The 21,004-nt window shown below is 63.1% G+C and carries 19 protein-coding genes; 8 read left to right on the top strand and 11 right to left on the bottom strand.

Translation table 11 applies throughout. From position 1 onward, the window contains the following. Window positions 1-7: 7 nt before the first annotated feature. From QA645_RS07995 to QA645_RS07985, 3 genes are all read right to left on the bottom strand, one after another. A complete protein-coding gene (locus QA645_RS07995; RefSeq protein WP_283049426.1) occupies window positions 8-820 on the bottom strand; it encodes a tetratricopeptide repeat protein in 813 nt (270 codons plus the stop codon). A gap of 71 nt (window positions 821-891) precedes the next feature. Further along, window positions 892-2,400 (bottom strand): metallophosphoesterase, encoded by a 1,509-nt coding sequence (locus QA645_RS07990; RefSeq protein ID WP_283049424.1) that lies wholly within the window; start codon window positions 2,398-2,400, stop codon window positions 892-894. Between the two features lie 275 nt (window positions 2,401-2,675). Next, window positions 2,676-2,879: a hypothetical protein gene (locus tag QA645_RS07985; protein WP_254134049.1), complete on the bottom strand. Its 204-nt coding sequence runs from the start codon at window positions 2,877-2,879 to the stop codon at window positions 2,676-2,678. A gap of 191 nt (window positions 2,880-3,070) precedes the next feature. Here QA645_RS07985 and QA645_RS07980 point away from each other — a divergent pair, with 191 nt between their 5' ends. The 5 genes from QA645_RS07980 (at window position 3,071) to QA645_RS07960 (ending at window position 7,456) form a co-directional block, all read left to right on the top strand. Next, complete coding sequence (locus QA645_RS07980; RefSeq protein ID WP_283049422.1) at window positions 3,071-4,444, top strand: leucyl aminopeptidase family protein; 1,374 nt, start codon at window positions 3,071-3,073, stop codon at window positions 4,442-4,444. Then, a complete protein-coding gene (locus QA645_RS07975; protein ID WP_283049420.1) occupies window positions 4,437-5,279 on the top strand; it encodes a C40 family peptidase in 843 nt (280 codons plus the stop codon). Before QA645_RS07980 ends, QA645_RS07975 begins: the two co-directional genes overlap by 8 nt. Window positions 5,280-5,410: 131 nt before the next feature. Next, the gene (locus QA645_RS07970; RefSeq protein ID WP_283049418.1) at window positions 5,411-5,794 is read left to right on the top strand and encodes a universal stress protein; all 384 of its coding nucleotides are present in this window, start codon (window positions 5,411-5,413) and stop codon (window positions 5,792-5,794) included. A 34-nt stretch (window positions 5,795-5,828) separates the two neighbouring features. Continuing rightward, a complete protein-coding gene (locus QA645_RS07965) occupies window positions 5,829-6,509 on the top strand; it encodes a VIT1/CCC1 transporter family protein (RefSeq protein WP_283049416.1) in 681 nt (226 codons plus the stop codon). A 2-nt stretch (window positions 6,510-6,511) separates the two neighbouring features. Next, window positions 6,512-7,456, top strand: coding sequence for a TorF family putative porin (locus tag QA645_RS07960; protein WP_283049414.1), 945 nt, complete (start codon window positions 6,512-6,514; stop codon window positions 7,454-7,456). 816 nt (window positions 7,457-8,272) lie between these two features. Here QA645_RS07960 and QA645_RS07955 read toward each other — a convergent pair. Next, complete coding sequence (locus QA645_RS07955; RefSeq protein ID WP_254134056.1) at window positions 8,273-8,464, bottom strand: hypothetical protein; 192 nt, start codon at window positions 8,462-8,464, stop codon at window positions 8,273-8,275. A gap of 140 nt (window positions 8,465-8,604) precedes the next feature. Then, entirely contained in the window at window positions 8,605-9,543 is a 939-nt protein-coding gene (locus QA645_RS07950; RefSeq protein ID WP_283049411.1) for an MBL fold metallo-hydrolase, read from the bottom strand. Between the two features lie 120 nt (window positions 9,544-9,663). On the opposite strand from QA645_RS07950, the gene QA645_RS07945 reads away from it, so the two are divergent. Continuing rightward, entirely contained in the window at window positions 9,664-10,560 is an 897-nt protein-coding gene (locus tag QA645_RS07945) for a LysR family transcriptional regulator (RefSeq protein WP_283049409.1), read from the top strand. Between the two features lie 87 nt (window positions 10,561-10,647). Here the strand turns inward: QA645_RS07945 and QA645_RS07940 are convergent, their stop codons facing one another. The 6 genes from QA645_RS07940 to QA645_RS07915 form a co-directional block, all read right to left on the bottom strand. Continuing rightward, a complete protein-coding gene (locus QA645_RS07940; RefSeq protein WP_283049408.1) occupies window positions 10,648-12,285 on the bottom strand; it encodes an ABC transporter ATP-binding protein in 1,638 nt (545 codons plus the stop codon). Window positions 12,286-12,292: 7 nt separating this feature from the next. Next, on the bottom strand, window positions 12,293-13,471 hold the full coding sequence (locus QA645_RS07935; RefSeq protein WP_254134060.1) for an ABC transporter permease: 1,179 nt from the start codon (window positions 13,469-13,471) through the stop codon (window positions 12,293-12,295). After that, a complete protein-coding gene (locus QA645_RS07930) occupies window positions 13,471-14,580 on the bottom strand; it encodes a microcin C ABC transporter permease YejB (RefSeq protein ID WP_254134061.1) in 1,110 nt (369 codons plus the stop codon). The genes QA645_RS07935 and QA645_RS07930 overlap by 1 nt, the downstream gene beginning before the upstream one ends. A gap of 2 nt (window positions 14,581-14,582) precedes the next feature. Next, window positions 14,583-16,469, bottom strand: a complete 1,887-nt coding sequence (locus QA645_RS07925; RefSeq protein WP_283049406.1) for an extracellular solute-binding protein — start codon at window positions 16,467-16,469, stop codon at window positions 14,583-14,585. Window positions 16,470-16,483: 14 nt separating this feature from the next. Beyond that, entirely contained in the window at window positions 16,484-18,385 is a 1,902-nt protein-coding gene (locus tag QA645_RS07920) for an extracellular solute-binding protein (protein WP_283049404.1), read from the bottom strand. Between the two features lie 213 nt (window positions 18,386-18,598). Continuing rightward, on the bottom strand, window positions 18,599-19,153 hold the full coding sequence (locus tag QA645_RS07915; protein ID WP_254134064.1) for a cytochrome c family protein: 555 nt from the start codon (window positions 19,151-19,153) through the stop codon (window positions 18,599-18,601). Window positions 19,154-19,374: 221 nt separating this feature from the next. On the opposite strand from QA645_RS07915, the gene QA645_RS07910 reads away from it, so the two are divergent. Together QA645_RS07910 and QA645_RS07905 are read left to right on the top strand one after the other, a co-directional pair. After that, window positions 19,375-20,115, top strand: coding sequence for a 3-deoxy-manno-octulosonate cytidylyltransferase (locus tag QA645_RS07910; protein ID WP_283049401.1), 741 nt, complete (start codon window positions 19,375-19,377; stop codon window positions 20,113-20,115). Between the two features lie 21 nt (window positions 20,116-20,136). Next, window positions 20,137-20,997 (top strand): prephenate dehydratase, encoded by an 861-nt coding sequence (locus tag QA645_RS07905; protein ID WP_254134066.1) that lies wholly within the window; start codon window positions 20,137-20,139, stop codon window positions 20,995-20,997. Window positions 20,998-21,004 lie beyond the last annotated feature (7 nt).

The raw sequence follows: 21,004 nt of genomic DNA, 5'->3' as shown, positions 1-21,004 counted from the left end.
CGGCGGATCAGTCCGCCTGGCTGAGCGAGGCAACCGGCGTCCGCTTCGGCGCGCCGCGCGAACCATCATTGCGGTTCAGCATTTCCTTGAGATAGGCGACATTGGCCGCCGCCTGGTCCGGCGGCAGGTCCGCCTTCACGATGGTCTCCGCTTCCGCGAAGCGTCCCTGGAGGCCGACCACCAGCGCGAGGTTCTGCCGCACCCGGGCGCTCGCATGCGGCGAGGCGTAGGCCTGCCGCAGCGCTTCCTCGGCTTTCGGCAGCTCCTTCGTGAGCATGTAGGACAGGCCGAGATTGGAGAGCACGCCGGGATCGCCGGGCGCAATCTTGAGCGCGCTCGCATAGTAGCTGCGCGCCTCTTCGTGACGGCCCATCTGATCGAGCGCCGTGCCCTGCACCGAGAGGAGGCGCCAGTCCGGATTGTCGGGCGAATGCGCCTTCGACAGCACGTCGAAGGCCTGCTGGAAATTACCGGTGTCGGCGAGCGCGCGGCCATATTGGGCAAGCAGCGGCTTGTTGCCGGGATTGGCGATGGTCGCCTGTTCGAGCACGGCGGCGGCCTGGGCACGCTGCCCGTTGGCGCGCAGGGCCTGGCCGTAGGCCAGCGCCGCGTCGGGATCCTTGGGGTTGGCGCGATAGCGCTCGCTATAGGCCTCCATGGCGCGCGCCGGATCGGCCGGGGCGGCCTCCGCCTTCGGGCCGATCGAGCCGGTCACATCCGAGAGCTTTGACATTGCCGTGCAGCCGCCGAGGCTCGCGGCCGCGAGCGCAATCAGCGAGGCGGAGGCAAGAAGCCGGGCAGGACGGAACCATTGACGCATGACGCTTTGACTCTCGAGCCGATTGATCGAGCAGAACGCGTCAGCAATAGACTGTTAACCCTAATGGCCGGTTAACGTGGCGGACCGCCGCCCTGTGGCGGCATCTCGCCACCCAGGCCCAGATCGAGGCCGAGCAGCTTCACCTGGTCGTTCAGGTCCCGCAGCAATTGCAGTCGCTGCTGTGTCCTCGGCGCGATGTCGGCAGCCTCGCGCGGCAGCGTCGGCCACTGCCGCGACAGGTCGTCGCGATTGACCAGGCGGTCGGCGCGGAGTTCGTCCAGCGCGGCGCGCTCGATGCCGAGCGTGTCGGCGCATTGTCCGATCAACTGATGGAGCAGCCGCTTCACGTCTGCCAGCGCCGCGAGGTCGGACCTCTGGGCCGACTTCGCGAACCTGCCGGAGAGATCTGCCCAGGCATGGGAGGTGACGAGATAGGTGTAGAGGATGTCCGCCCAGTCCTGTCCGCCATCATCGTAGAAGGCGCGACGCGACAGCAGCCGACGGATCAGCGCCACGACCTGATCCCGCTTCAGCGATGCGCATGAGGCGATCTCGATCACGGATTGGACAGCGGGATCGCGCGACAGATCTCGTCCCACCGGAAGCCTGACGACGCCATCCGGCAGATTCGAGTCGAGCGGCCTGAAGGCGCCATCATTGCGTGGCCGCGAATAGCGGGCGATTGCGAAGCAGTACTCGGGCCGCGCGGCGTCGGCGGCCGCGCCAAAATGGATGATGTTGAAGCCGGCGTCGTCGCCGCCCTGCCCGGTGGAGGACGGGCAGGAGAGCAGATAGATCGTGCGCCAGAAATCCTCAGCCCCGCTCAAGGGCGCACGCGGGTCGGGGATCGAATAGCGGGTGAGCCCCTCGACATGCCGGTGCCCGTGGAGCACCAGATTGACGTTGAGCGAGGTGGCGGCTTCGAGAAAGGTCGCGGGGGCGGCCAGATACATCAGCGGCTCATCGGGGACGCCGAGAAACCGCTTGCCCTCGCCGGTCGCCTGCGGCAGCGGATGATGATGCAACGCCAGCACGCGCACCAGATTTTCCGTGGGCTCGGAATAATCCGCGCGTCCGGCCGAGCCCATGCTGCCCGCGAGCTCGACGCTCAGCCGGGCCGATTGCGCCACCAACGCGTGATAGGCCCGCTCATCGAAGTTGCCGCGGGCAAGCGTCGTCAGGCTTGCCCTGTTGGAATCGAGCAGCACCAGATCGAGACCGGCCTGGCGGTAATAGACGCTCTTCGAGGTGCGCGGCAGGTGCAGATAGTCATAGGCATCGTGCCGGCCGCCGCGCTGACTCGGACGCTTGACGTCGTGATTGCCGGCGACCGCCTGGATGTCGGTGAAAAGGCCGGTCTGCCGGAAGGACGCGATGACCGCGAGCGCTTCGTCGAGCGCACGCGGCGTCGGGTCGTTCACGATATCGCCTGTGATCAGCAGGATGCGATCGGGCACATCCGCAAAGTCCGCCATCCGTTCGCGCAACGCTTCGGCAAGGGCCTCGATCGTCGCAAGCAGCCGGCCGGACCCGTCCAGATGCAGGTCGGAAATCTGCGCAATGACAAACGATCTATCCATGTTGCGCCGCTCATTGCGAATGCTGCGTCGCCCAAACGATTGAGAGGATTGCCGTCGACGAAGAGTGCAGCCAGGTATCAACCCGGATCGGCATCAACCCGGATTCAAGCGGCGCTGCTGCGCTCGATACGTGCAGTCGCGCGCGACACAATCTAAAAATATCGAGCAATAATGCCACAACCGCGGCGCTAGTAAAGCCCTGCGGCACTGCGCTCGTGAACGGCAGTTCTCAAACGAGATACGCGCGCAATCAGCCGATTGTTTCGCTGGCACGATCAATATTCAATGGCGAGACGCTTGCGGATTTCGTCGATGCGCTTGTCGAGCGCATCGAACCGCGCATGAATCGAACGGTCATGGAGATAGAAGACGTAGCCGCCGGCGAGGAACGCGAAGACCCAGTGGTGATGCTCGACATAGCCAAAGACAGCCTCGACGGCCTGGCCGATGAATGTGATCACGCCCCACACAAATTCCATTGCAAGTCCTCCCGGCACGCTTCGTCTTCGGTCACCGGCGTTCTCTGTGCAACCTGGCAACCGCCGCCGGAACCTAGCATGGCTGCTGCTCTGCGAGTAGCGGCTCACTGAGCGGTGACAGCAAAGCCGATTGCAGCCACCGCAAAACTCTGCGAAGTCTCCTCCACCCGAATGACCTTGCGGACCCGCCAATGCCTTCCGTCTTCGAGACGTCCACGACTGCCACCCCGATCACCTTCGTCACCAAATCGAGCTGGGATGCCGTGCGCGAGACGCTGCCGCCGGCGCAACGCCAGTTCGCCACCGCGAGCGCTTACGCCGCCAAACCGGGCGGCTATCTCGCGCTGCCCGCGCCCGACGGAACGATCGCGCAAGTGCTGTTCGGGCTCGAGGACGACGGTGCCAGATCGCGCGATCCGTTCCGGCCGGGCGCATTGCCGGGCCTGCTGCCGCCGGGCACCTATCGCTTTGCCAATGCACCGCACGATACGCGGCTGGCGGCGCTCGCCTTCGCGCTTGGCTGCTACCGCTTCGCCCGTTACCGCAAGGCGGACCGCCCCGACGTCCGACTGGTGCCGCCCGACGGCGTCGACCCCGCCGAGATCAACCGCATGGCGGATGCCGCGATGCTGGCGCGCGATCTCATCAACACGCCATCCAACGACATGGGGCCGGAGGAGCTGGCCGCGGCCGCGCAAGAGCTCGCCGCTGAGTTCGGTGCAAGCTACGCCTGCACCATCGGCGAGGAGCTGGAGACAAGCTTCCCGCTGATCCATGCGGTCGGCATGGCATCCAGCCGTGCGCCGCGGCTGATCGACATCGGCTGGGGTGATCCCGGCCATCCCAAGGTGACGCTGGTCGGCAAGGGCGTCTGCTTCGACACCGGCGGGCTCGATCTGAAGCCGTCGAGCGGCATGCTGATCATGAAGAAGGACATGGGCGGCGCCGCCAACGTGCTGGCGCTGGCGCGCATGGTGATGGATGCGAAGCTGAAGGTGCGCCTGCGCGTGCTGATTCCGGCCGTCGAGAACGCGGTCTCCGGCAATGCCTTCCGCCCGCTCGACATCTTCACCTCCCGCAAGGGCATCACCGTCGAGATCGGCAATACCGACGCGGAGGGACGGCTGGTGCTCGCCGACGCGCTGGCGCTGGCCGACGAGGAGAAGCCTGAGCTGCTGATCGATCTGGGCACGCTGACCGGTGCCGCGCGGGTCGCGCTGGGACCGGATTTACCGCCCTTTTACACCAATGATGAGACGCTGGCCGCCGACGTCGCGCGCTGCGCGGCGAAGGAGAACGATCCGTTGTGGCGCATGCCGCTGTGGCCGCCTTACGATGCCTGGCTGGACTCCAAGACCGCCACCATCACCAACGCACCGTCCGGCGGCTTTGCCGGCTCGATCACTTGCGCGCTGTTCCTGCAACGTTTCGTCGAACAGGCCCAAAGCTGGCTTCACGTGGATATTTATGGCTGGACGCCGTCGGCCAAGCCGGCGCGCCCCGAGGGCGGCGAATGCCAGGCCGCCCGCGCCATCTACAAGGTGCTGAGCGAGCGCTATGCATGATCCTCGGCTGACACCAGCGCGCGGCGATCTCGCCGCGGCATATCTCGAAGGCAAGGTGCAGGCCGATCGCTTCGTCACGGGCGACGAATTCGAGGTGGTCGCCCCCATCGCGCCGGTGCGCGAACAGCCGTCCTCGAACGCGATGCTGATGACGGAGGCGCTGCGCGGCGAGCGTGTCACGATCTACGACCGCAACGGCGAAGGCTGGGCCTGGGGCCAGCTCGGTGGCGATGGCTATGTCGGCTGGCTGCCGGACGCTGCGCTGATGAAGCCAGCGGCCGATCCGACGCACAAGGTCAGCGCGCTACGGACGCTCGCCTTTCCCGGTCCCTCGATCAAGCTGCCGCCGGTCGACACGCTGGTGCTGGGATCAAAGTTCACGATCGCGCGCGAGGACGGAAATTTTGCCGTCACGCGCGAGGGTACATTCCTGCCAAAAACCCATCTCGCGCCGCTCGACCATCGCGAACAGGACTTCGTTGCAGTCGCCGAGCGCTTCGTCGGCACGCCCTATCTCTGGGGCGGCAAGAGCAGTCTTGGCATCGACTGCTCCGGCCTCGTCCAGGTCTCGCTGACATCGGCCGGCACCGGCTGCCCGCGCGACAGCGACATGCAGCAGGCCGGGCTCGGCCGCGCACTGGAGCCGCACGAGCGGAACAACTTGCTCCGCGGCGATCTGATTTTCTGGAAGGGCCACGTCGCCATCGTGCGGGATGGCACCACGATGGTTCACGCCAACGCGCATCACATGGCTACGGTGATCGAGCCAATCGCGCCGGCCATTGCGCGGATCAAGGCGGCCGGCAGCGAGGTCGTCGCGATCAAGCGGCTGTAACCGCGCCCATATAAGTTGCTGTTCCATACCCCGCGCAAGCGATAGATTGATCTATCTCAAGCTCCGTCCGAAATGCGGACCCAGCTTACCTTCACAAACCGGAGTTGCGTCCGGGAGATCGGAAGGTTGGCATGTATCGGCATATTCTCATTCCGACAGATGGCTCCGAGCTGGCACAGCGCGGGGTGGCGCATGGATTGGCGTTGGCCAAATCCGAGGGCGCGAAGGTGTCTCTCATCTATGTCGTGGAACCGCTGCTTGCCATCACCGGCGATTTTGCGAGCGTGCTGGATCACGCGGAAATAGCGGCACGGGAGGCCGGCGTATCCTGCGAGACAATTCAGGTGGAGCACGGTCAGCCTGACCAAGCCATCGTCGCAGCGGCCGATGCCAAGGGCTGCGATCTCATCGTCATGTCGTGGCATGGCCGCAGCGGTCTTTCGACGCTTCTCATCGGCAGTGTGACAAACAAGGTTCTGACCTACGCGAAAATCCCTGTGCTGGTTTGCCGGTGAACATGCAGACCGCTCGATACAGGACCATCAGGTCATGGGACTTGTGACCAGGATGCCGGAAGCTTCAGATTCCTCCTTCGGCGGCGCGCTGGATCCGATGGAGCGGATCTCGGAGACCCTGTTCGGGCTGATCATGGCTCTCACCTTCATCTGCTCGCTCGGCATCGCGACCGGATCCAACATCAATCTTCAGACCATGCTGATCGGCGCACTCGGCTGCAACCTTGCCTGGGGTATCGTCGATGGCGGTCTTTATCTGCTGGGTCGGATCAACAGTCGCGGCGGCAAGATTCGAATGCTCCACGCGGTGCGGCAGGCGCCGGATTCCGAGACCGCACGCAGCATCATCGCCGACGCCCTGCCATCGGAATTGGCGGCGTTTCTGCCTGCGCAACAATTGGAAGCGATGCGGCAGAAGTTGCAGCAATTGCCCGTGCCGTCTCGCCGCGTCAGTTTGACCAGGCGCGACTGGACCGGGGCATTGGGCCTTTGCCTGCTGAGCTTCCTTTCGACCTTCCCGGTGGTCATGCCGTTTATCTTCCTGAGCGACGCCAGGATGGCGCTGCGCGTCTCCTACGCCGTCGCCATCTTGATGCTGTTCTTCTGCGGTTACGTGTTTGGAGTTCAAAGCGGGCTGCGGCCCTGGGCGGCAGGTCTTGCGATGGTGGCCCTTGGTGGTGCGCTGGTTGGTGTCGCGGTGATTCTCGGAGGATAGCGATGGCGAGGCCGTGGGGCGGAGCATCGGTTCGGCGGCTACGCGATGCCTCATGCGCTGCGCTGGCCGGGCTGTGGCTTGCACCCATGACCGGCGCGCTGGCGCAGGCCAGTCCCCCAAGTCCAGGCGGTGCGATCGGTCTCGGCAACCGCGGATGGTCGGCCGCCGACACCAACCGTGAAACCTCTGCAACCGAGCTCGAATTCAGTGCCCGTGCGGGCGTTGCATCCGATTACATCTATCGCGGGACCACATTGTCCGATCATGGGCCGGCGGTCGGTACGGCCTTCGAAGCGCGATTCGGCGCGCTCTACGCTGGAACCACAGCGGCCACCGTCAAGCTGCCGACTTTGCCAGCCGCCGAACTCACCTTCGCCGGCGGGATCCGACCTAAGATCGCAAACATCGATTTCGATCTCGGTGTCACCTACTTCGCCTATCCCGGTGAGAGGCTTCCAGGTGAGACCAACGGCATCAACTATTGGGAGGCGGTGATCCGCGGCGATCGTCACATCGGCGAGCATCTCCGCATCGCGGCCGGCTACGCTTATTCTCCGAGCGTCTCGAACACCGGTGCGTGGAGCCAATATGCCGCGGCCGGCATCGGTTACGATATGCCCGGCCAGTTGGTGCCGCAAAACCTGGCCGTGTCGTTCACGGCTGCTGCCGGCTATTCCTGGTTCGGCAATCAGGCCGCGCAACTCGGCGGCTTCCCGCTACCAGCCTATCTCAACTGGCAGGCAGGCGTGACCTTCACCCACAAGGCCTTCAACCTCGATCTGCGCTACTATGATAGCAATCTGTCGAAAGAAAATTGCTTCGTCTTTACGGGTGATCCAAATGCGCGACCGGGCGGCCGCATGAATCCCGTCACCAACCCAGAGGGCCTCGTCTCGAACTGGTGCGGCGCGACATTCGTTGCCAAGGCCTGGTTTGCGTTCAACTAGCTCTTGCCCGCGAGCGACCCAACGCAACTCGTGGGATGGGTAGAGCGAAGCGAAACCCATCAATCTAACGGCTCGGCCGCAAAGCGATGGGTTTCGCTGCGCTCTACCCATCCTACAGGTACTGAAGCCGCCGTAGCCCATGTTTGCTTTGGGCCAACAGGCGACATGGCGGACGGATCATCAGGTACGTGGCCCGACTGCCCCGAACGCCACACGCCGAAAATCGCCCCAATTGCTCAATTTCTCCGAATTTGGTTGAACGAACCGTTAGGGAGGCGAGGCTAGTGGTGACATCAGTACATACCCTTGGAATGAACGATGAGATGGCTCAGGTGGCAGTTCACGCGCAGTGACGTCTTCGTCGTCCTTTTTGCCGTAGTTCTGATATGTGTCTGCGCTGTCATTCTTGTTCGATATCCGTCCGTTCATCAGGCATCTGGCTTCGGCCCAGATTGGGATTGCAAGAGTGTCCCCAACAGTGAGCCAGTTTGCATGAAGAAGACCAGCCATTAGCTTGACGACCGCTATGGGTCGAACACGTCACTTTGGCGCCGCGCGTCGCCGCCGCAACTGGTGGGCTGACGAGAAGCTCGTAGGATGGCTAGAGCGAAGCGAAACCCATCGCTCTGCCGTCGAGCGGTTAGAATGATGGGTTTCGGTTCGCTCTACCCATCCTGCAGGTATTACGGCGGACGGTACGGCAGGTCAGCAATGGGCCGGAAAGTGGAAGTCGTCCTTAGACGCTGCGGCATCTCTTGAGATGGGCGGAGCTCCGCGAGAGCGATCGTCAGCTCCACCCATCCCACTTTCCATTCCTTAGAACAGGCGTAGCTGCGGATTCTTCAGCAAACCACCGCCACCCAATTGGGGCGGGTTCTCGACACGCACCGGCAGATGCGGTTCGTTGATCCAGCCGGGATGGCCAAATACGCTGCCGCCGGCGACCTGCTCGAGTTCACCTGCCGATAACTCACGCTTCACCTGCGCTTCGACTCCAGTCAATGTCATCTCTGTCCTCCTGTCGCTGCCGCGAGACTGCCCCGCGACTACCCACACAGGATGCGGCAAAGATCGCACCATTGCCGTGATTGCGATCACGCTGGGATCAGGTCCCCACTCCAGCCGACGAGCCGCGAAAGACTCGTAGCTCAGGGCTGATGACCCAGCTTCACAATCATCCGCGGATGACGTTCACTCAGGGCCTTCAATGCGAGCAAGCTCTTCCGTTCCTCTTCGCGGTCGAACGTGTAGCTGCCAGGTTCGACTCCGTGCTCCCAGCCCCAGCGGGTGTGGCAAGCGTCGCCAGTGAGGAGCACCGGACCTGTCGGAGTGCGGGCGAGATAGGAAAGATGGCCCGCCGTGTGTCCTGGAGTCAGGATTGCGAACAACGAGCCATCACCGAAAACATCGATCACCCCTTCGAACTTGCCGTCCGGATCCTTGGCGAACTGAAATTCCTGAATCGCTGGCCGCCCCTCAAAGAAGGCGTCTTCCATCCCCTCGACAAAGAAGTTCTCCAGCTTCTTTTCCTCGGCCTCTCCAGGCCCCGTATAAAACGGCACATCTTTCGGAATGTCGGGCATCCCGGAGATATGATCGAGATGAAGATGAGTCATCAGCACCCCTTTGAGGGGAGTCCCTTCCGATTTGATGATCGACAAGGAGTCTTGCCGGACTTGCATCTTGTCGAGTTTTGCGAAGTTCCGCACCACCCATCCGACGCCCAGACTCTTGGGGTCCTCGACAAGCCGCTTCGAAACGCCGGTGTCGACCATGTAGAATCCCTGCGTCGGATGCCGCAGGAGATGCGCATAGATCTGGATCGGCTCCTCGTGGTCCTTGAGCCCCGCCTGGACGGCTTGGGAGTCCTTCAGATTGAGCAGCCCCGATAGATCGGCGACCCAATCCGCGCTGACGACCGTCTTGAGTTCGATCGGTCCCGGCTGATCGATGAGAGCCTCCATGGCCGCCGAGTTGATCGGCTTGCCAAGGCCGGCAGACTTCGTCTGATGGGAGCTCTGGGCGCACCCGGAAAGCGCGACGATGGCAAGGGCGCCAATAAAAGAGAGTCCTGACTTGCGGAGCATGATCGGTTTTTCCTCGTTTCTGCTACCGCTTTCGCCTTGGGCTGCTAGAATGGCAATCGCCTAAATTCCTATGTCGCCATCCATAAATGGATGGGCCTAGGACAAAGCCGAGGAGCGAACGTGGACCTGCAATGGGACGATCTGCGGATATTTCTCGCCGTCGCCGACGCCGGCAGCCTCAGTGGCGCCGCGCGCCGCCTCAAGGCAAGTCAACCCACTTTGAGCCGGAGAATAGCAGAGATGGAGTACGCGCTCGGCGAGCCCCTTTTCATTCGCAAGAACCAGGGCATCGCCTTGACGAAAACCGGAGCCAGGTTGCTGCCCGCAGCCCAGGGCATGGCGCAATGGGCGACGGAAGCAAATCGCGCAGTCGACGCGAAGAACTCAGCCGTGAGCGGCCGCGTGCGCATCGCGGCCGTACCGGCATTCGCCTTTGATTTCCTGCCTCCGATCGCGGAAAAGCTCAAGAGGAAGCATCCGCAGATCACTCTCGAAGTTCTTTCCGGCACCGAACGCTTGAACCTCGCGCGCGGCGAAGCCGACATCGCGCTCAGGAGATATCCATCCGATGATCCTGATCTCATCACAGTCGACGAAGTCGTTGTTCCGATCGGCGCGTATGCGAGCAGAGACTACGCCCGGAGACTTCCCGCGAGATACGACTTCCGCGATCTCCACTGGATCGCATGGGCAGGAGAGCTCGAGATGGTGAGCCCGAATCCGGAGTTCGCTGCCAGGATCCCGGACTTTCGTCCCGCTTTCACGTCTGACGATTACAGCGTTCAAGTCGCGGCTTGCCACGCCGGGGTCGGCGCAATGATCCTTCTCAAGACCTCCCATCGGCTCAAACGACCGGGCGAACTCGTCGAGCTAAAGCTTGTCCTTCCAACGTCTCTCCGCGCAGCCATCTCGATCATCTGCCATAAGCGCATGGTGGATCTCCCGAAAGTCAGAACGGTGGTGGACCTGCTCCGGCAAGAGTTTGCTGATCTGAGGAAGAGCCAAGGCAGCTCGTAGGATGGGTAGAGCGAAGCGAAACCCATCGCCTTGCGGCCGCGCCGTTAGAATGATGGGTTTCGCTTCGCTCTACCCATCCTACAGGTCCTACGTCGCGACCGAGCCGTTGCCCGCCGTCTCGAGCCGGAACGCCGCCGCGAACAGGGCGCGGGTGTAATCCGTCTTCGGATTCTTGAACAGCTCCGCGGCCTGGCCTTCCTCGACCACCTTGCCGCCGCGCATCACGATGAGATGGCTTGCGAGCGAGGCGACGACGCGCAGATCGTGCGAGATGAACATGTAGGTGAGATCGCGCCTGCGCTGCAATTCGCGCAGCAGGTCGACCATCTGCGCCTGGATGAGCATGTCGAGCGCGCTGGTCGGTTCGTCCAGCACGACGAAATCCGGCTCCAGCACCACCGCGCGCGCGATGCTGATGCGCTGGCGCTGGCCGCCGGAGAACTCATGCGGGTAGCGGAAGCGGGTATCCGGCTTCAGCCCGACATCCTCCAGCGCCTTGACGACCCGCGCTTCCCGCTCGTCGCGCGACAGCTTGGGCTGATGCACCGAGAGGCCTTCGGCGATGATGTCGTCGACCGACATGCGCGGACTGAGCGAGCCGAACGGATCCTGGAACACGATCTGCATGTCGCGCCGGAAGGGCCGCATCTCCTTGAAGCGCAAACCCTGGATGTCCTTGCCAAGGAACACGATCCGACCGTTCGACGAGATCAGCCGCAGCAGCGCGAGCCCCAGCGTGGTCTTGCCTGAGCCGGACTCGCCCACGACACCGAGCGTCTCGCCCTTGCGCACGGCGACGCTGACGCCGTCGACGGCCTTGATGTGACCGACCGTCTTGCGCATCAGGCCGCGCTTGATCGGAAACCACACCTTGAGATCATCGGCCGCCATCACCACCGGCGCATCCGGCTGGGGCGGTGCCGGATCCGGCTTCGGCTCGGCCGCGAGCAGATCGCGCGTATAGGGATGTTTGGGTGCCCTGAACACCTGCTCGACCGGCCCCTGCTCGACGATCTCGCCGCCCTTCATGACACAGACGGTGTCGGCGATGCGGCGCACGATGCCGAGATCATGGGTGATGAAGAGCAGGCTCATGCCGAGCCGCGAACGGATCTCGGCGAGCAGCGCCAGGATCTGCGCCTGCACGGTGACGTCGAGCGCCGTGGTCGGCTCATCCGCGATCAGCAAATCCGGCTCGTTGGCGAGTGCCATCGCGATCATCACGCGCTGGCGCTGGCCGCCGGAGAGCTGATGCGGATAGCTCTTCAGCCGCGTCTCCGGCTCGGGAATGCCGACCTGCGTCAGCAGCTCGAGCGTCCGCTTGCGCGCCTGCGCGTTGCTGGTCGGATTATGCAGCTGAATGATCTCGCCGATCTGCGCCTCGATCGTGTGCAGCGGATTGAGCGAGGTCATCGGCTCCTGGAAGATGATGGAGATGTCGCTGCCTCTGATCTCCCGCATCTGCTGCTCGGACTGGTCGATCAGTTCCTGTCCCTTGAAGCGGATGCTGCCGGTGGGATGCGAGGCGCTGGGATAGGGCAAAAGTTTCAGGATCGAGAGCGCGCTGACCGACTTGCCGGAACCGGACTCGCCGACCAGCGCGACGCATTCGCCGCGCTTGATCTGGAACGAGACCTTGTCGACCGCAAGCGTCGTGGCGCCGCCCTGGTGGAAGGCCACCGAGAGATCGCGTACCGCAAGCAAAGGCTGGTTGATCGCGTCCATCACGCCCTCACTTGAACGCCTTGCGCGGATCGAAAGCGTCGCGCACGGCTTCGCCGATGAAGATCAGGAGCGACAGCATGATCGCGACCGAGAAGAAGCCGGAGAAGCCGAGCCATGGCGCCTGAACGTTGGACTTGCCCTGGGACAGCAGCTCGCCGAGCGACGGCGAGCCGGGCGGCAACCCGAAGCCGAGAAAGTCGAGAGCCGTGAGCGTCATGACCGAGGACGATACGATGAACGGCAGGAACGTCATTGTCGCGACCATCGCATTCGGCAGCAAATGCTTGAACATGATCGTGGCGTTCGACACGCCGAGTGCCCGCGCCGCCTGGATGTACTCGAAATTGCGCCCGCGCAGGAACTCCGCGCGCACGAGCCCGACCAGCGACACCCAGGAAAACAACAGCAGGATCCCGAGCAGCACGAAGAATCCGGGCACGAGCACCGAGGACAGGATGAGCAGCAGATAGAGCGACGGGATTGCGGTCCATATCTCGATGAAACGCTGGAAGAACAGGTCGACCCAGCCGCCGAAATAGCCCTGCACCGCGCCCGCCGCGATGCCGACGACGGACGAGACAATGGTCAGGCACAGGCCGAACAGCACGGAGATGCGGAAGCCGTAGATCAACCGCGCCACCACATCGCGGCCCTGATCGTCGGTTCCGAGCCAGTTATATTCGAGATCGCGGCAGCTTTTGAGGCCCTTCTTCTCGACCACCGGCTTGCATTGCGCTTCCGTCAGCATCCAGGTTGGTGGCGACGGGGCGGGTGTCGGCAGATCGAGGTTGTGGGTGTCGTAGGAATAGCGGATCAGCGGCCAGACGATGCTGCCGCCCTTGTCCTTGATCAGCTTCTGCAAATAGGGATCGCGATAATCCGCCGCCGTCTCGAAGTCGCCGCCAAACGTTGTCTCCGAATAGGTAACGAAGGCCGGCCAATAGAGATGGCCGTCATATTTGATCATGAACGGCCGATCATTGGCGATCAGCTCGGCGAACAGCGACACGACGAACAGAATCATGAAGATCCAGAACGACCAATAGCCGCGCCGGTTCGCCTTGAAGTTCTGCCAGCGCCGCCTGTTGAGCGGCGACGGCGCGAACGGCTTGCGCGTGATCGGCACGGCGTCACCGAGCGGCGACTTCGCGGTGGTCTCGATCGGGGTCGGAGCGGTCAGCGTCATCAGACCTCCCGCGCCTCGAAATCGATCCGCGGATCGACCCACATATAGGCTAGGTCAGAGATGAGATTGACCACGAGGCCCACCAGCGAAAAGATGAAGAGCGTGCCGAACACGACCGGGTAGTCACGGTTGAGAACGCTCTCGAAGCTGAGCAGCCCCAGCCCGTCCAGCGAAAAGATGGTCTCGATCAGAAGCGAGCCCGAGAAGAAGGCGTGAATGAAGGTGGAGGGAAAGCCCGCGATGACGATCAGCATCGCATTGCGGAACACGTGGCCATAAAGCACCCGGTTCTCGCTGCAGCCCTTCGCGCGGGCGGTCATCACGTATTGCTTGCGAATCTCGTCGAGGAACGAGTTCTTCGTCAGGAACGTCATGGTCGTGAACGCCCCTAACCCCATGGCGATCAAGGGCAGCGTCAAATGCCAGAAGTAATCGATGATCTTCCAGTACCAGGGAAATTGCGACCAGCCGTCCGACGTCAATCCGCGCAGCGGGAACCAGTTGAAGAACGAGCCGCCCGCAAACAGGATGATGAGGAGGATCGCGAACAGGAAGCCGGGAATCGCATAGCCGAGCACGAGCACGGTCGACGTCCAGGTGTCGAAGCGCGTTCCGTCCTTCACCGCCTTGCGGATACCGAGCGGAATCGAGATCAGGTAGGTCAGGAGCGTCAGCCAGATGCCGAGCGAGATCGAGACCGGCAGCTTTTCCTTGACCAGCTGGAGCACGCTGACGTCGCGAAAATAGCTGTTGCCGAAATCGAAGCGGGAGAAATTCCAGACCATCAGCGCGAAGCGCTCCGGTGCGGGCTTGTCGAAGCCGAATTGCTTCTCCAGTTTCTTGATGAAGTCCGGATCGAGACCCTGTGCTCCCCGATATTTCGAGTTGATGGCGTCGCCGCCGGCGCCGAGCTGACCCGGCGCGCGCTGCGCAAAGTCGCCACCGCCGGAAATACGCGAGGTGCCGCCGGTGTCGGCGCCCGACAACTGCGCGATCACGCGCTCGACCGGGCCGCCCGGCGCGAACTGCACGACGACGAAGGAGACGAACATGATTCCGAGCAATGTCGGGATCATCAGAAGGATACGGCGGGCGATATAGGCGCTCATGATTACTTCGCCTGCTCGAGCTTGGCCGCCCCGGCGCGGTCATACCACCACAAGGTCCGCTCGCCCACGCCGCTCGCGTAGTCGGAGAGCGGATAACGCGGCAAGTTCGCCGGATGGCCGAACTCGTCCCAATACGCCAGCCGGTGGCTGGTATTGTACCATTGCGGCACCCAATAGCGACCGGCGCGGAAAACGCGGTCGATCGCGCGGCAGGCGACGATCAGGTCGTTGCGCGTCTCGGCCGCCATCGCCTTGTCCACGAGCGCATCGAGCGCGGGATTGGCGGCGCCGGCAAGGTTGTAGGATCCCTTCGTCGCAGCGGCTTGCGACGTGAAATAGGTGCGCAGACTGTCGCCGGGCGTCGCCGTCATGGACAGGCGGTTGATCGCCACGTCGAAATCGAAGGATTCGACCCGGGCGCGATACTGGACGGCATCGATGAGGCGCAGGTTCGCATCAATACCGAGCATGTTCAGGTTCTTGAGGAACGAGGCGTGGTGCGGCTGGAACGACGCCTCGTCGGTCAGGAACTCGATGCTGAAGACGTCGCCGTTCGGCAGCAGCCGCTTGCCGTCCTTGACCGGAAGCTGCGCCTCCTGGAGCAGTTGCTGCGCCTTGCGGAGCAGCGTGCGATCCTGGCCTGAACCGTCGGATACCGGCGGCACGAACGGCTCGCCGAAGACTTCGTCAGGCACTTGCCCGCGGAAGGGCTCGAGCAGCTTCAGCTCCTCGGGCGACGGCATCCCTTCGGCGACGAGATCGGAATTCTGGAACGGCGATCGCGTGCGCGCATAGGCGCCGTACATGATGGTCTTGTTGGTCCATTCGAAGTCGAACGCGCAGTTCAACGCTTCGCGCACCTTAGGATTCTTGAACTTGTCGCGCCGCGTGTTGAGGAACCAGCCCTGGCCGCCCGAAGGAGTCTGATCCGGCACCTCCTCGCGCTTGACGCGGCCGTCCTTGATGGCTGGGAAGTCGTAGCGCGTCGCCCAGATACGCGAGGTGAATTCCTCGCGATAGAGATAGTTCTTGCCGGTGAAGCCTTCGAAGGCGACGTCGCGATCGCGGTAGAATTCGTAGCGGATCACGTCGAAATTGTTGCTGCCACGGCAGACCGGCAGGTCCGCGCCCCACCAGTCCTTGACGCGCTCGAACTCGATGAAGCGGTTGATCTCGAACTTGCCGACCTTGTACGGACCCGAGCCCAGCGGCGTGTCCGTGGTGGTCTCATCGAAGACCCGGTTCGCGTAATAGGCCTTGGAGAAGATCGGAAGTCCCGCCACGTAAAGCGGCACATCGCGCGCGCGCTTCTCGGCGAAGGTCACGATCACCGTGGTCTCGTCGAGCGCCTCGGCGCCCTTGACGTCGCGCATCTGGATCTGGATCAGCGGATGACCCTTCTCCTTCAGCACGTTGATCGAGAACGCGACGTCGTGCGCGGTCAGCTTCGTGCCGTCATGAAACTTCGCCTCGGGCCGTATCGTGAAGCGATAGGCGAGCTTGTCGGGAGAAATCTGCACCGACTTCGCGGCGAAGCCGTACATGGCATCGGGCTCGTCACCGGCATGCGCCATCAGCGTGACGAAGGTCAGGTCCATGCCCTGTGCGCCCTCGCCCTTCAGGACAAAGGCGTTGAGCGAGTTGAAGGTAAAAAAGGACTGATTGTAGCCGCGCGTTGACGGGATCAGCGAGAATGCGCCACCCTTCGGAGCAATGGGATTGACGTAGTCGAAATGATGGAAATCGGCGGGATATTTGAGATCGCCGAACGCCGACATGCCGTGGGCTTCAGCGGGCCCCTCGGACGCCGCCGCGCTGCGGATTACGGCAGCGCCAAGCGCGCCGCCGACACCGAGGACCAGCACATGCCGGCGTGAAAGCTGCGCCATGCGAAACACGTCCTTCACGACTTCTTTGCGATCCGTGCCGCCTTGTCTGCGTCGTACCACCAGACGAACGGGAAGCCGGACTGGCCGTATCTGGGCAATTCCGCCGGCCGACCGAAACGATCCCAGCGCGCGGTGCGCACCTTCGTGTAGGTCCACTGCGGCACGACGTAGTGATTCCACAGCAGCACCCGGTCGAGCGCTTTGGTGGCCGCGACGAGTTCGTCGCGCCCCTTGGTGTAGATCACCCGATCGATCAGCTTGTCGACCGCCGGATTCTTGATGCCGGCATAATTCTGCGAACCGACGACGTCGGCCGACTTGGACGACCAGTATTCGCGCTGCTCGTTGCCCGGCGACTGAGACTCGCCCCACGAGTTGGTGATGACGTCGAAATCCCACTCGCGAGTCCTGTTCTCGTACTGGGTCGGATCGACGGTCCGCACGTTGACAGCGATACCGAGACGTTCGAGCGACGGCTTGTAGAACAGCGTAACGCGTTCGAAGCTCGGATCCGAGTTCAGCAGCTCAAGGGAAAACTGGGCACCGGTCTTGACGTCGATCAGCTTGCGATCGCGCACCTCGTAGCCGGCCTCCTTGAACAGGCGTAGCGCTTCGCGCAGATTGTCACGCACGGCTTCCGGACTACCACCAACCGGATTGGTGTAGGCTGTCGTGAAGACCTCGGGCGGGACATCGGCGCGGACGGTCTCGAGAATTTCGAGCTCCTTGCCTTGCGGCAAGCCCGTCGCCATGAGCTCGTCGAGGCCGTCGAAATAGCTGCTGACGCGCTTGTACTGACCGAAGAAGAGCTGCTTGTTCATCTCCTCGAAGTCGAATGCGTAATTGAGCGCACGACGCACGCGGGGATCCCTGAACTTGGCGCGGCGCAGGTTCGGCACGAACGCCTGCATGACGCCCGAACTGCGATTGGGGAATTCCTCGAGGATCACCCGCTTTTCAGTCACGGCCGGGAAGTCGTAGGCCGTCGCCCAGTTCTTCGCGCTGTTCTCGGTGCGCCAGTCGACCTGATCGGCCTTGAAGGCCTCGATCGCCACAGTGGTGTCGCGGAAATACTCGTAGCGGATCTCGTCGAAATTGTTGCGGCCAACATTGACGGCGAGGTCGCGCCCCCAATAATCCTTCACGCGCTCGAGCGTGAATGACCGGCCCGCGTCGTACGCCTTGACACGGTAAGGACCCGAACCGAGGGGAATTTCCAGCGTGGTCGTGGAGATGTCGCGCTTGCGGCCCTGCGCGTCGGTGCCCTCCCACCAGTGCTTCGGCAAGACCGTGAGCTGCCCCACGATCTGCGGCAGTTCGCGATTGCCCGGCGCGTCGAACACGAACTTCACTTCGCGCTCGCCCACCTTCTCGGCCTTCACCACATGGCTGTAATAGGCCGCGTATCTGGGGTGGAGCTTCTTGAAGGAATCGAACGAGAAGATCACGTCATCCGCAGTGACCGGCTTGCCGTCATGCCATTTAGCCTGCGGCCGCAAACGATAGACCACGAAGGAAAAATCGTCGGGGTGGCTAACGGCTTCGGCCAGCGCGCCGTATTCGGTCGAGACTTCGTCGAGCGCCTCCGTCATGAGGGCCTCATAGATGAACCCGATGGCACCGGCGACCTGTCCCTTCACACCAGAGACGACCATGTTGAGATTGTCGAAGGTGCCGATGGCGATCTGCCGAACGGTACCGCCCTTGGGCGCGTCCGGATTGACGTAATCGAAGCGCTTGAAGTCGGCGGGATACTTGACGTTGCCGAACAGCGACAGCGCGTGGCGCCAAGGGAGCTCGCCGGCCGACTGCGCCTCGGCAGTTCCGATGACGGGAAGGCCCGCCACAGAGCCGAGGGCGGGGAGCGCAGCAAATGCAGCGCCGGTGAGCAGGAGATCGCGTCGGGTAATGGCCAAATCAACATCCCAGTCTTGAAGGAGGTTACCCCTTTAAGTGCTCAATATAGGCGAGGTTTCGACGGAATATGTTGCTTTTTCCTCATGTTGGAAGGCCGGACGGCCTGCCAGATGCGGCCAAACGCCCCGATAACAACGTCGCGAGGCCCGAATACGGAAACGGCCAGGCTTTGAGGCCTGGCCGCACATCCAATATCGAGAGACCGGAGAGCCTTATTTCGCCGCGGTCGGGAGCGGCTTCGGGCTGTCGGAGAGGCTGTTCAGGTAGGCGATCACGTCGGCGCGCTCGCTGTCCTTCGGGATACCGGCAAAACCCATCGCGGTGCCGGGAACGGCAGCCTTGGGATTGGCGATGAACTTGTTGAGCGCGTCGAAGTCCCAGGTGCCGCCCTTGCTCTTCATGCCGGCCGAGAAGTTGAAGCCGCCGCGGCCTTCGCCGACGTGGTCGCCGACGACGCCGTAGAGGTTCGGACCAACGCGATTCGGGCCGCCCTTCTCGAAGGTGTGGCAGGCGCCGCACTTCTTGGCGGCGGACGCGCCCTTCTCGACGGAGGCGGTCTGGAGCAGCTTTTCGATCGGCTCGGACGGGGCCGCGGCAGCGCCCGCGCCGCCCTTGTCGCCGGCTTCTTCCTTCACGGCGATCTCGAAGCCCGGCTTTTCCGGAAATTTCGGCGAGAACAGCGCCTGCGCGGTGAAGCTCGTCACCAGCAGAACGAGACAGGTGCCAAGCAGAGCACCGAGAATCTTATTGAGTTCGAAAGAGTCCATTTCCGGCCAGGCCCCACACCGCAAGAAGGAATAGGCGGCCGGGCGGCCGCCAGGACGAGCCTCGGGAGAATCAAAAACGTTCCTTATTGTTTCCCCGAGTTTTGCCATTGAGATATCGGTTTGCCCGGGGTCTGGCAACCCGTATAAGCGACCCGGCTTTCAGCCCATCCCCACCCCATTTCTCGGTGCGGAAAACGCCCCGTTTCCAGGCCCTTGAACAGATGACCGATCCCCGCATCCTGGTGCTGATCCCGGCCCGCATGGCCGCCACCCGCCTGCCCGGCAAGCCGCTCGCTGATATCGCGGGCCTGCCGATGATCGTGCACGTGATGCGGCGCGCCGAGGCCGCCGGCATCGGCCGGGTCGCGGTGGCAACCGACACGGCGGAAATCGCTGCAGTCGTGACCGCCCATGGCGGCGAGGCCGTGATGACCCGCACGGAGCACCCCTCAGGCTCCGACCGCATCCACGAGGCCATGCAGAAGCTCGATCCGGACGGCAAGGCCGAGATCGTGGTCAATCTCCAGGGCGATTTCCCGACGATTGCGCCTGAGAGCCTCCGCGAGGTGCTTCCCCCCTTCGCCGATCCCGCGGTCGACATCGTGACGCTGGCCTCGCAGATCCACACCGAGGAAGAGGACCTCGCGCCCAGCGTCGTGAAGGCCATCGGCACCCGCATCGGCCCCAGACGGCTGCGGGCGCTCTATTTCACCCGGGCCACCGCACCTCATGGCAACGGACCGCGCTACCACCATATCGGCGTCTACGCCTATCGCCGCGCGGCGCTCGAGCGGTTCGTGTCCCTGCCGCCCTCGCCCCTAGAGCGCCAGGAGAGTCTGGAGCAGTTGCGGGCCGTGGAGGACGGCATGCGGATCGACATCATGATCGTCGACAGCGTGCCGCGCGGCGTCGACACGCCGCCCGACCTCGAAACCGCGCGCAGCATCCTTTCCAAATCCTGAGCCGCTGCTACAAGGCCCGTCATGAGCAAGCTGAAAATCGCATTCCAGGGCGAACCTGGCGCCAATTCCCATATCGCCATCGTCGAGGCCTACCCCGACGCCGAGCCGATGCCCTGCGCCACCTTCGAGGACGCGCTGTCGGCGATCTCCTCGGGCGAGGCCGATCTCGGCATGATCCCGATCGAGAATTCGGTCGCCGGCCGCGTCGCCGACATCCACCATTTGCTGCCGGCCTCCGGCCTCTTCATTATCGGCGAATGGTTCCTGCCGGTCCGGCATCAATTGATGGCGATCAAGGGCACCAAACTGTCGGACATCAAGTCCGTCGAGAGCCATGTGCACGCCCTCGGCCAGTGCCGCCGCATCATCCGCAAGCTCGGTATCAAAGGCATCGTGCACGCCGACACCGCCGGCAGCGCCCGCGACATTTCCGAGCGCAAGGACAAGAGCGTCGCCGCGATCGCCTCGCGGCTGGCCGCGCAGATCTATGGCCTCGACATCCTTGCCGAGGACATCGAAGACGAGGCCCACAACACCACGCGCTTCGTGGTGCTGGCGCGCGAGCCGAAATGGGCGGTCCAAGGTTCGGGTCCGCTGGTCACGACTTTTGTATTCCGCGTGCGCAACCTTCCCGCCGCGCTCTACAAGGCGCTCGGCGGCTTTGCCACCAACGGCGTCAACATGACCAAGCTCGAGAGCTACATGGTCGACGGCAATTTCTTCGCCACGCAGTTTTATGCTGACGTCGACGGCCACCCCGACGACAAGGGCCTCGCGTTTGCGATCGAGGAGCTGAAATTCTTCTCACGCGAATTCCGCATCGTCGGCGTGTATCCCGGCCACCCGTTCCGCGCGACGTTCAGCGAGACGCAGCAGGATTGATCTTTCA

This window comes from Bradyrhizobium sp. CIAT3101 (assembly GCF_029714945.1).
Classification (GTDB): Bacteria; Pseudomonadota; Alphaproteobacteria; order Rhizobiales; family Xanthobacteraceae; genus Bradyrhizobium.
Note: the sequence above shows the minus strand (reverse complement) of the source record. Positions and strands in the feature narration are given on the sequence as shown.

Excerpts from the sequence above, each read along its gene's own strand:
- QA645_RS07995 (WP_283049426.1), bottom strand. The coding sequence starts at position 820 with ATGCGTCAATGGTTCCGTCCTGCCCGGCTTCTTGCCTCCGCCTCGCTG.
- QA645_RS07990 (WP_283049424.1), bottom strand. The coding sequence starts at position 2,400 with ATGGATAGATCGTTTGTCATTGCGCAGATTTCCGACCTGCATCTGGAC.
- QA645_RS07985 (WP_254134049.1), bottom strand. The coding sequence starts at position 2,879 with ATGGAATTTGTGTGGGGCGTGATCACATTCATCGGCCAGGCCGTCGAG.
- QA645_RS07980 (WP_283049422.1), top strand. The coding sequence starts at position 3,071 with ATGCCTTCCGTCTTCGAGACGTCCACGACTGCCACCCCGATCACCTTC.
- QA645_RS07975 (WP_283049420.1), top strand. The coding sequence starts at position 4,437 with ATGCATGATCCTCGGCTGACACCAGCGCGCGGCGATCTCGCCGCGGCA.
- QA645_RS07970 (WP_283049418.1), top strand. The coding sequence starts at position 5,411 with ATGTATCGGCATATTCTCATTCCGACAGATGGCTCCGAGCTGGCACAG.
- QA645_RS07965 (WP_283049416.1), top strand. The coding sequence starts at position 5,829 with ATGGGACTTGTGACCAGGATGCCGGAAGCTTCAGATTCCTCCTTCGGC.
- QA645_RS07960 (WP_283049414.1), top strand. The coding sequence starts at position 6,512 with ATGGCGAGGCCGTGGGGCGGAGCATCGGTTCGGCGGCTACGCGATGCC.
- QA645_RS07955 (WP_254134056.1), bottom strand. The coding sequence starts at position 8,464 with ATGACATTGACTGGAGTCGAAGCGCAGGTGAAGCGTGAGTTATCGGCA.
- QA645_RS07950 (WP_283049411.1), bottom strand. The coding sequence starts at position 9,543 with ATGCTCCGCAAGTCAGGACTCTCTTTTATTGGCGCCCTTGCCATCGTC.
- QA645_RS07940 (WP_283049408.1), bottom strand. The coding sequence starts at position 12,285 with ATGGACGCGATCAACCAGCCTTTGCTTGCGGTACGCGATCTCTCGGTG.
- QA645_RS07935 (WP_254134060.1), bottom strand. The coding sequence starts at position 13,471 with ATGACGCTGACCGCTCCGACCCCGATCGAGACCACCGCGAAGTCGCCG.
- QA645_RS07930 (WP_254134061.1), bottom strand. The coding sequence starts at position 14,580 with ATGAGCGCCTATATCGCCCGCCGTATCCTTCTGATGATCCCGACATTG.
- QA645_RS07925 (WP_283049406.1), bottom strand. The coding sequence starts at position 16,469 with ATGGCGCAGCTTTCACGCCGGCATGTGCTGGTCCTCGGTGTCGGCGGC.
- QA645_RS07915 (WP_254134064.1), bottom strand. The coding sequence starts at position 19,153 with ATGGACTCTTTCGAACTCAATAAGATTCTCGGTGCTCTGCTTGGCACC.
- QA645_RS07910 (WP_283049401.1), top strand. The coding sequence starts at position 19,375 with ATGACCGATCCCCGCATCCTGGTGCTGATCCCGGCCCGCATGGCCGCC.
- QA645_RS07905 (WP_254134066.1), top strand. The coding sequence starts at position 20,137 with ATGAGCAAGCTGAAAATCGCATTCCAGGGCGAACCTGGCGCCAATTCC.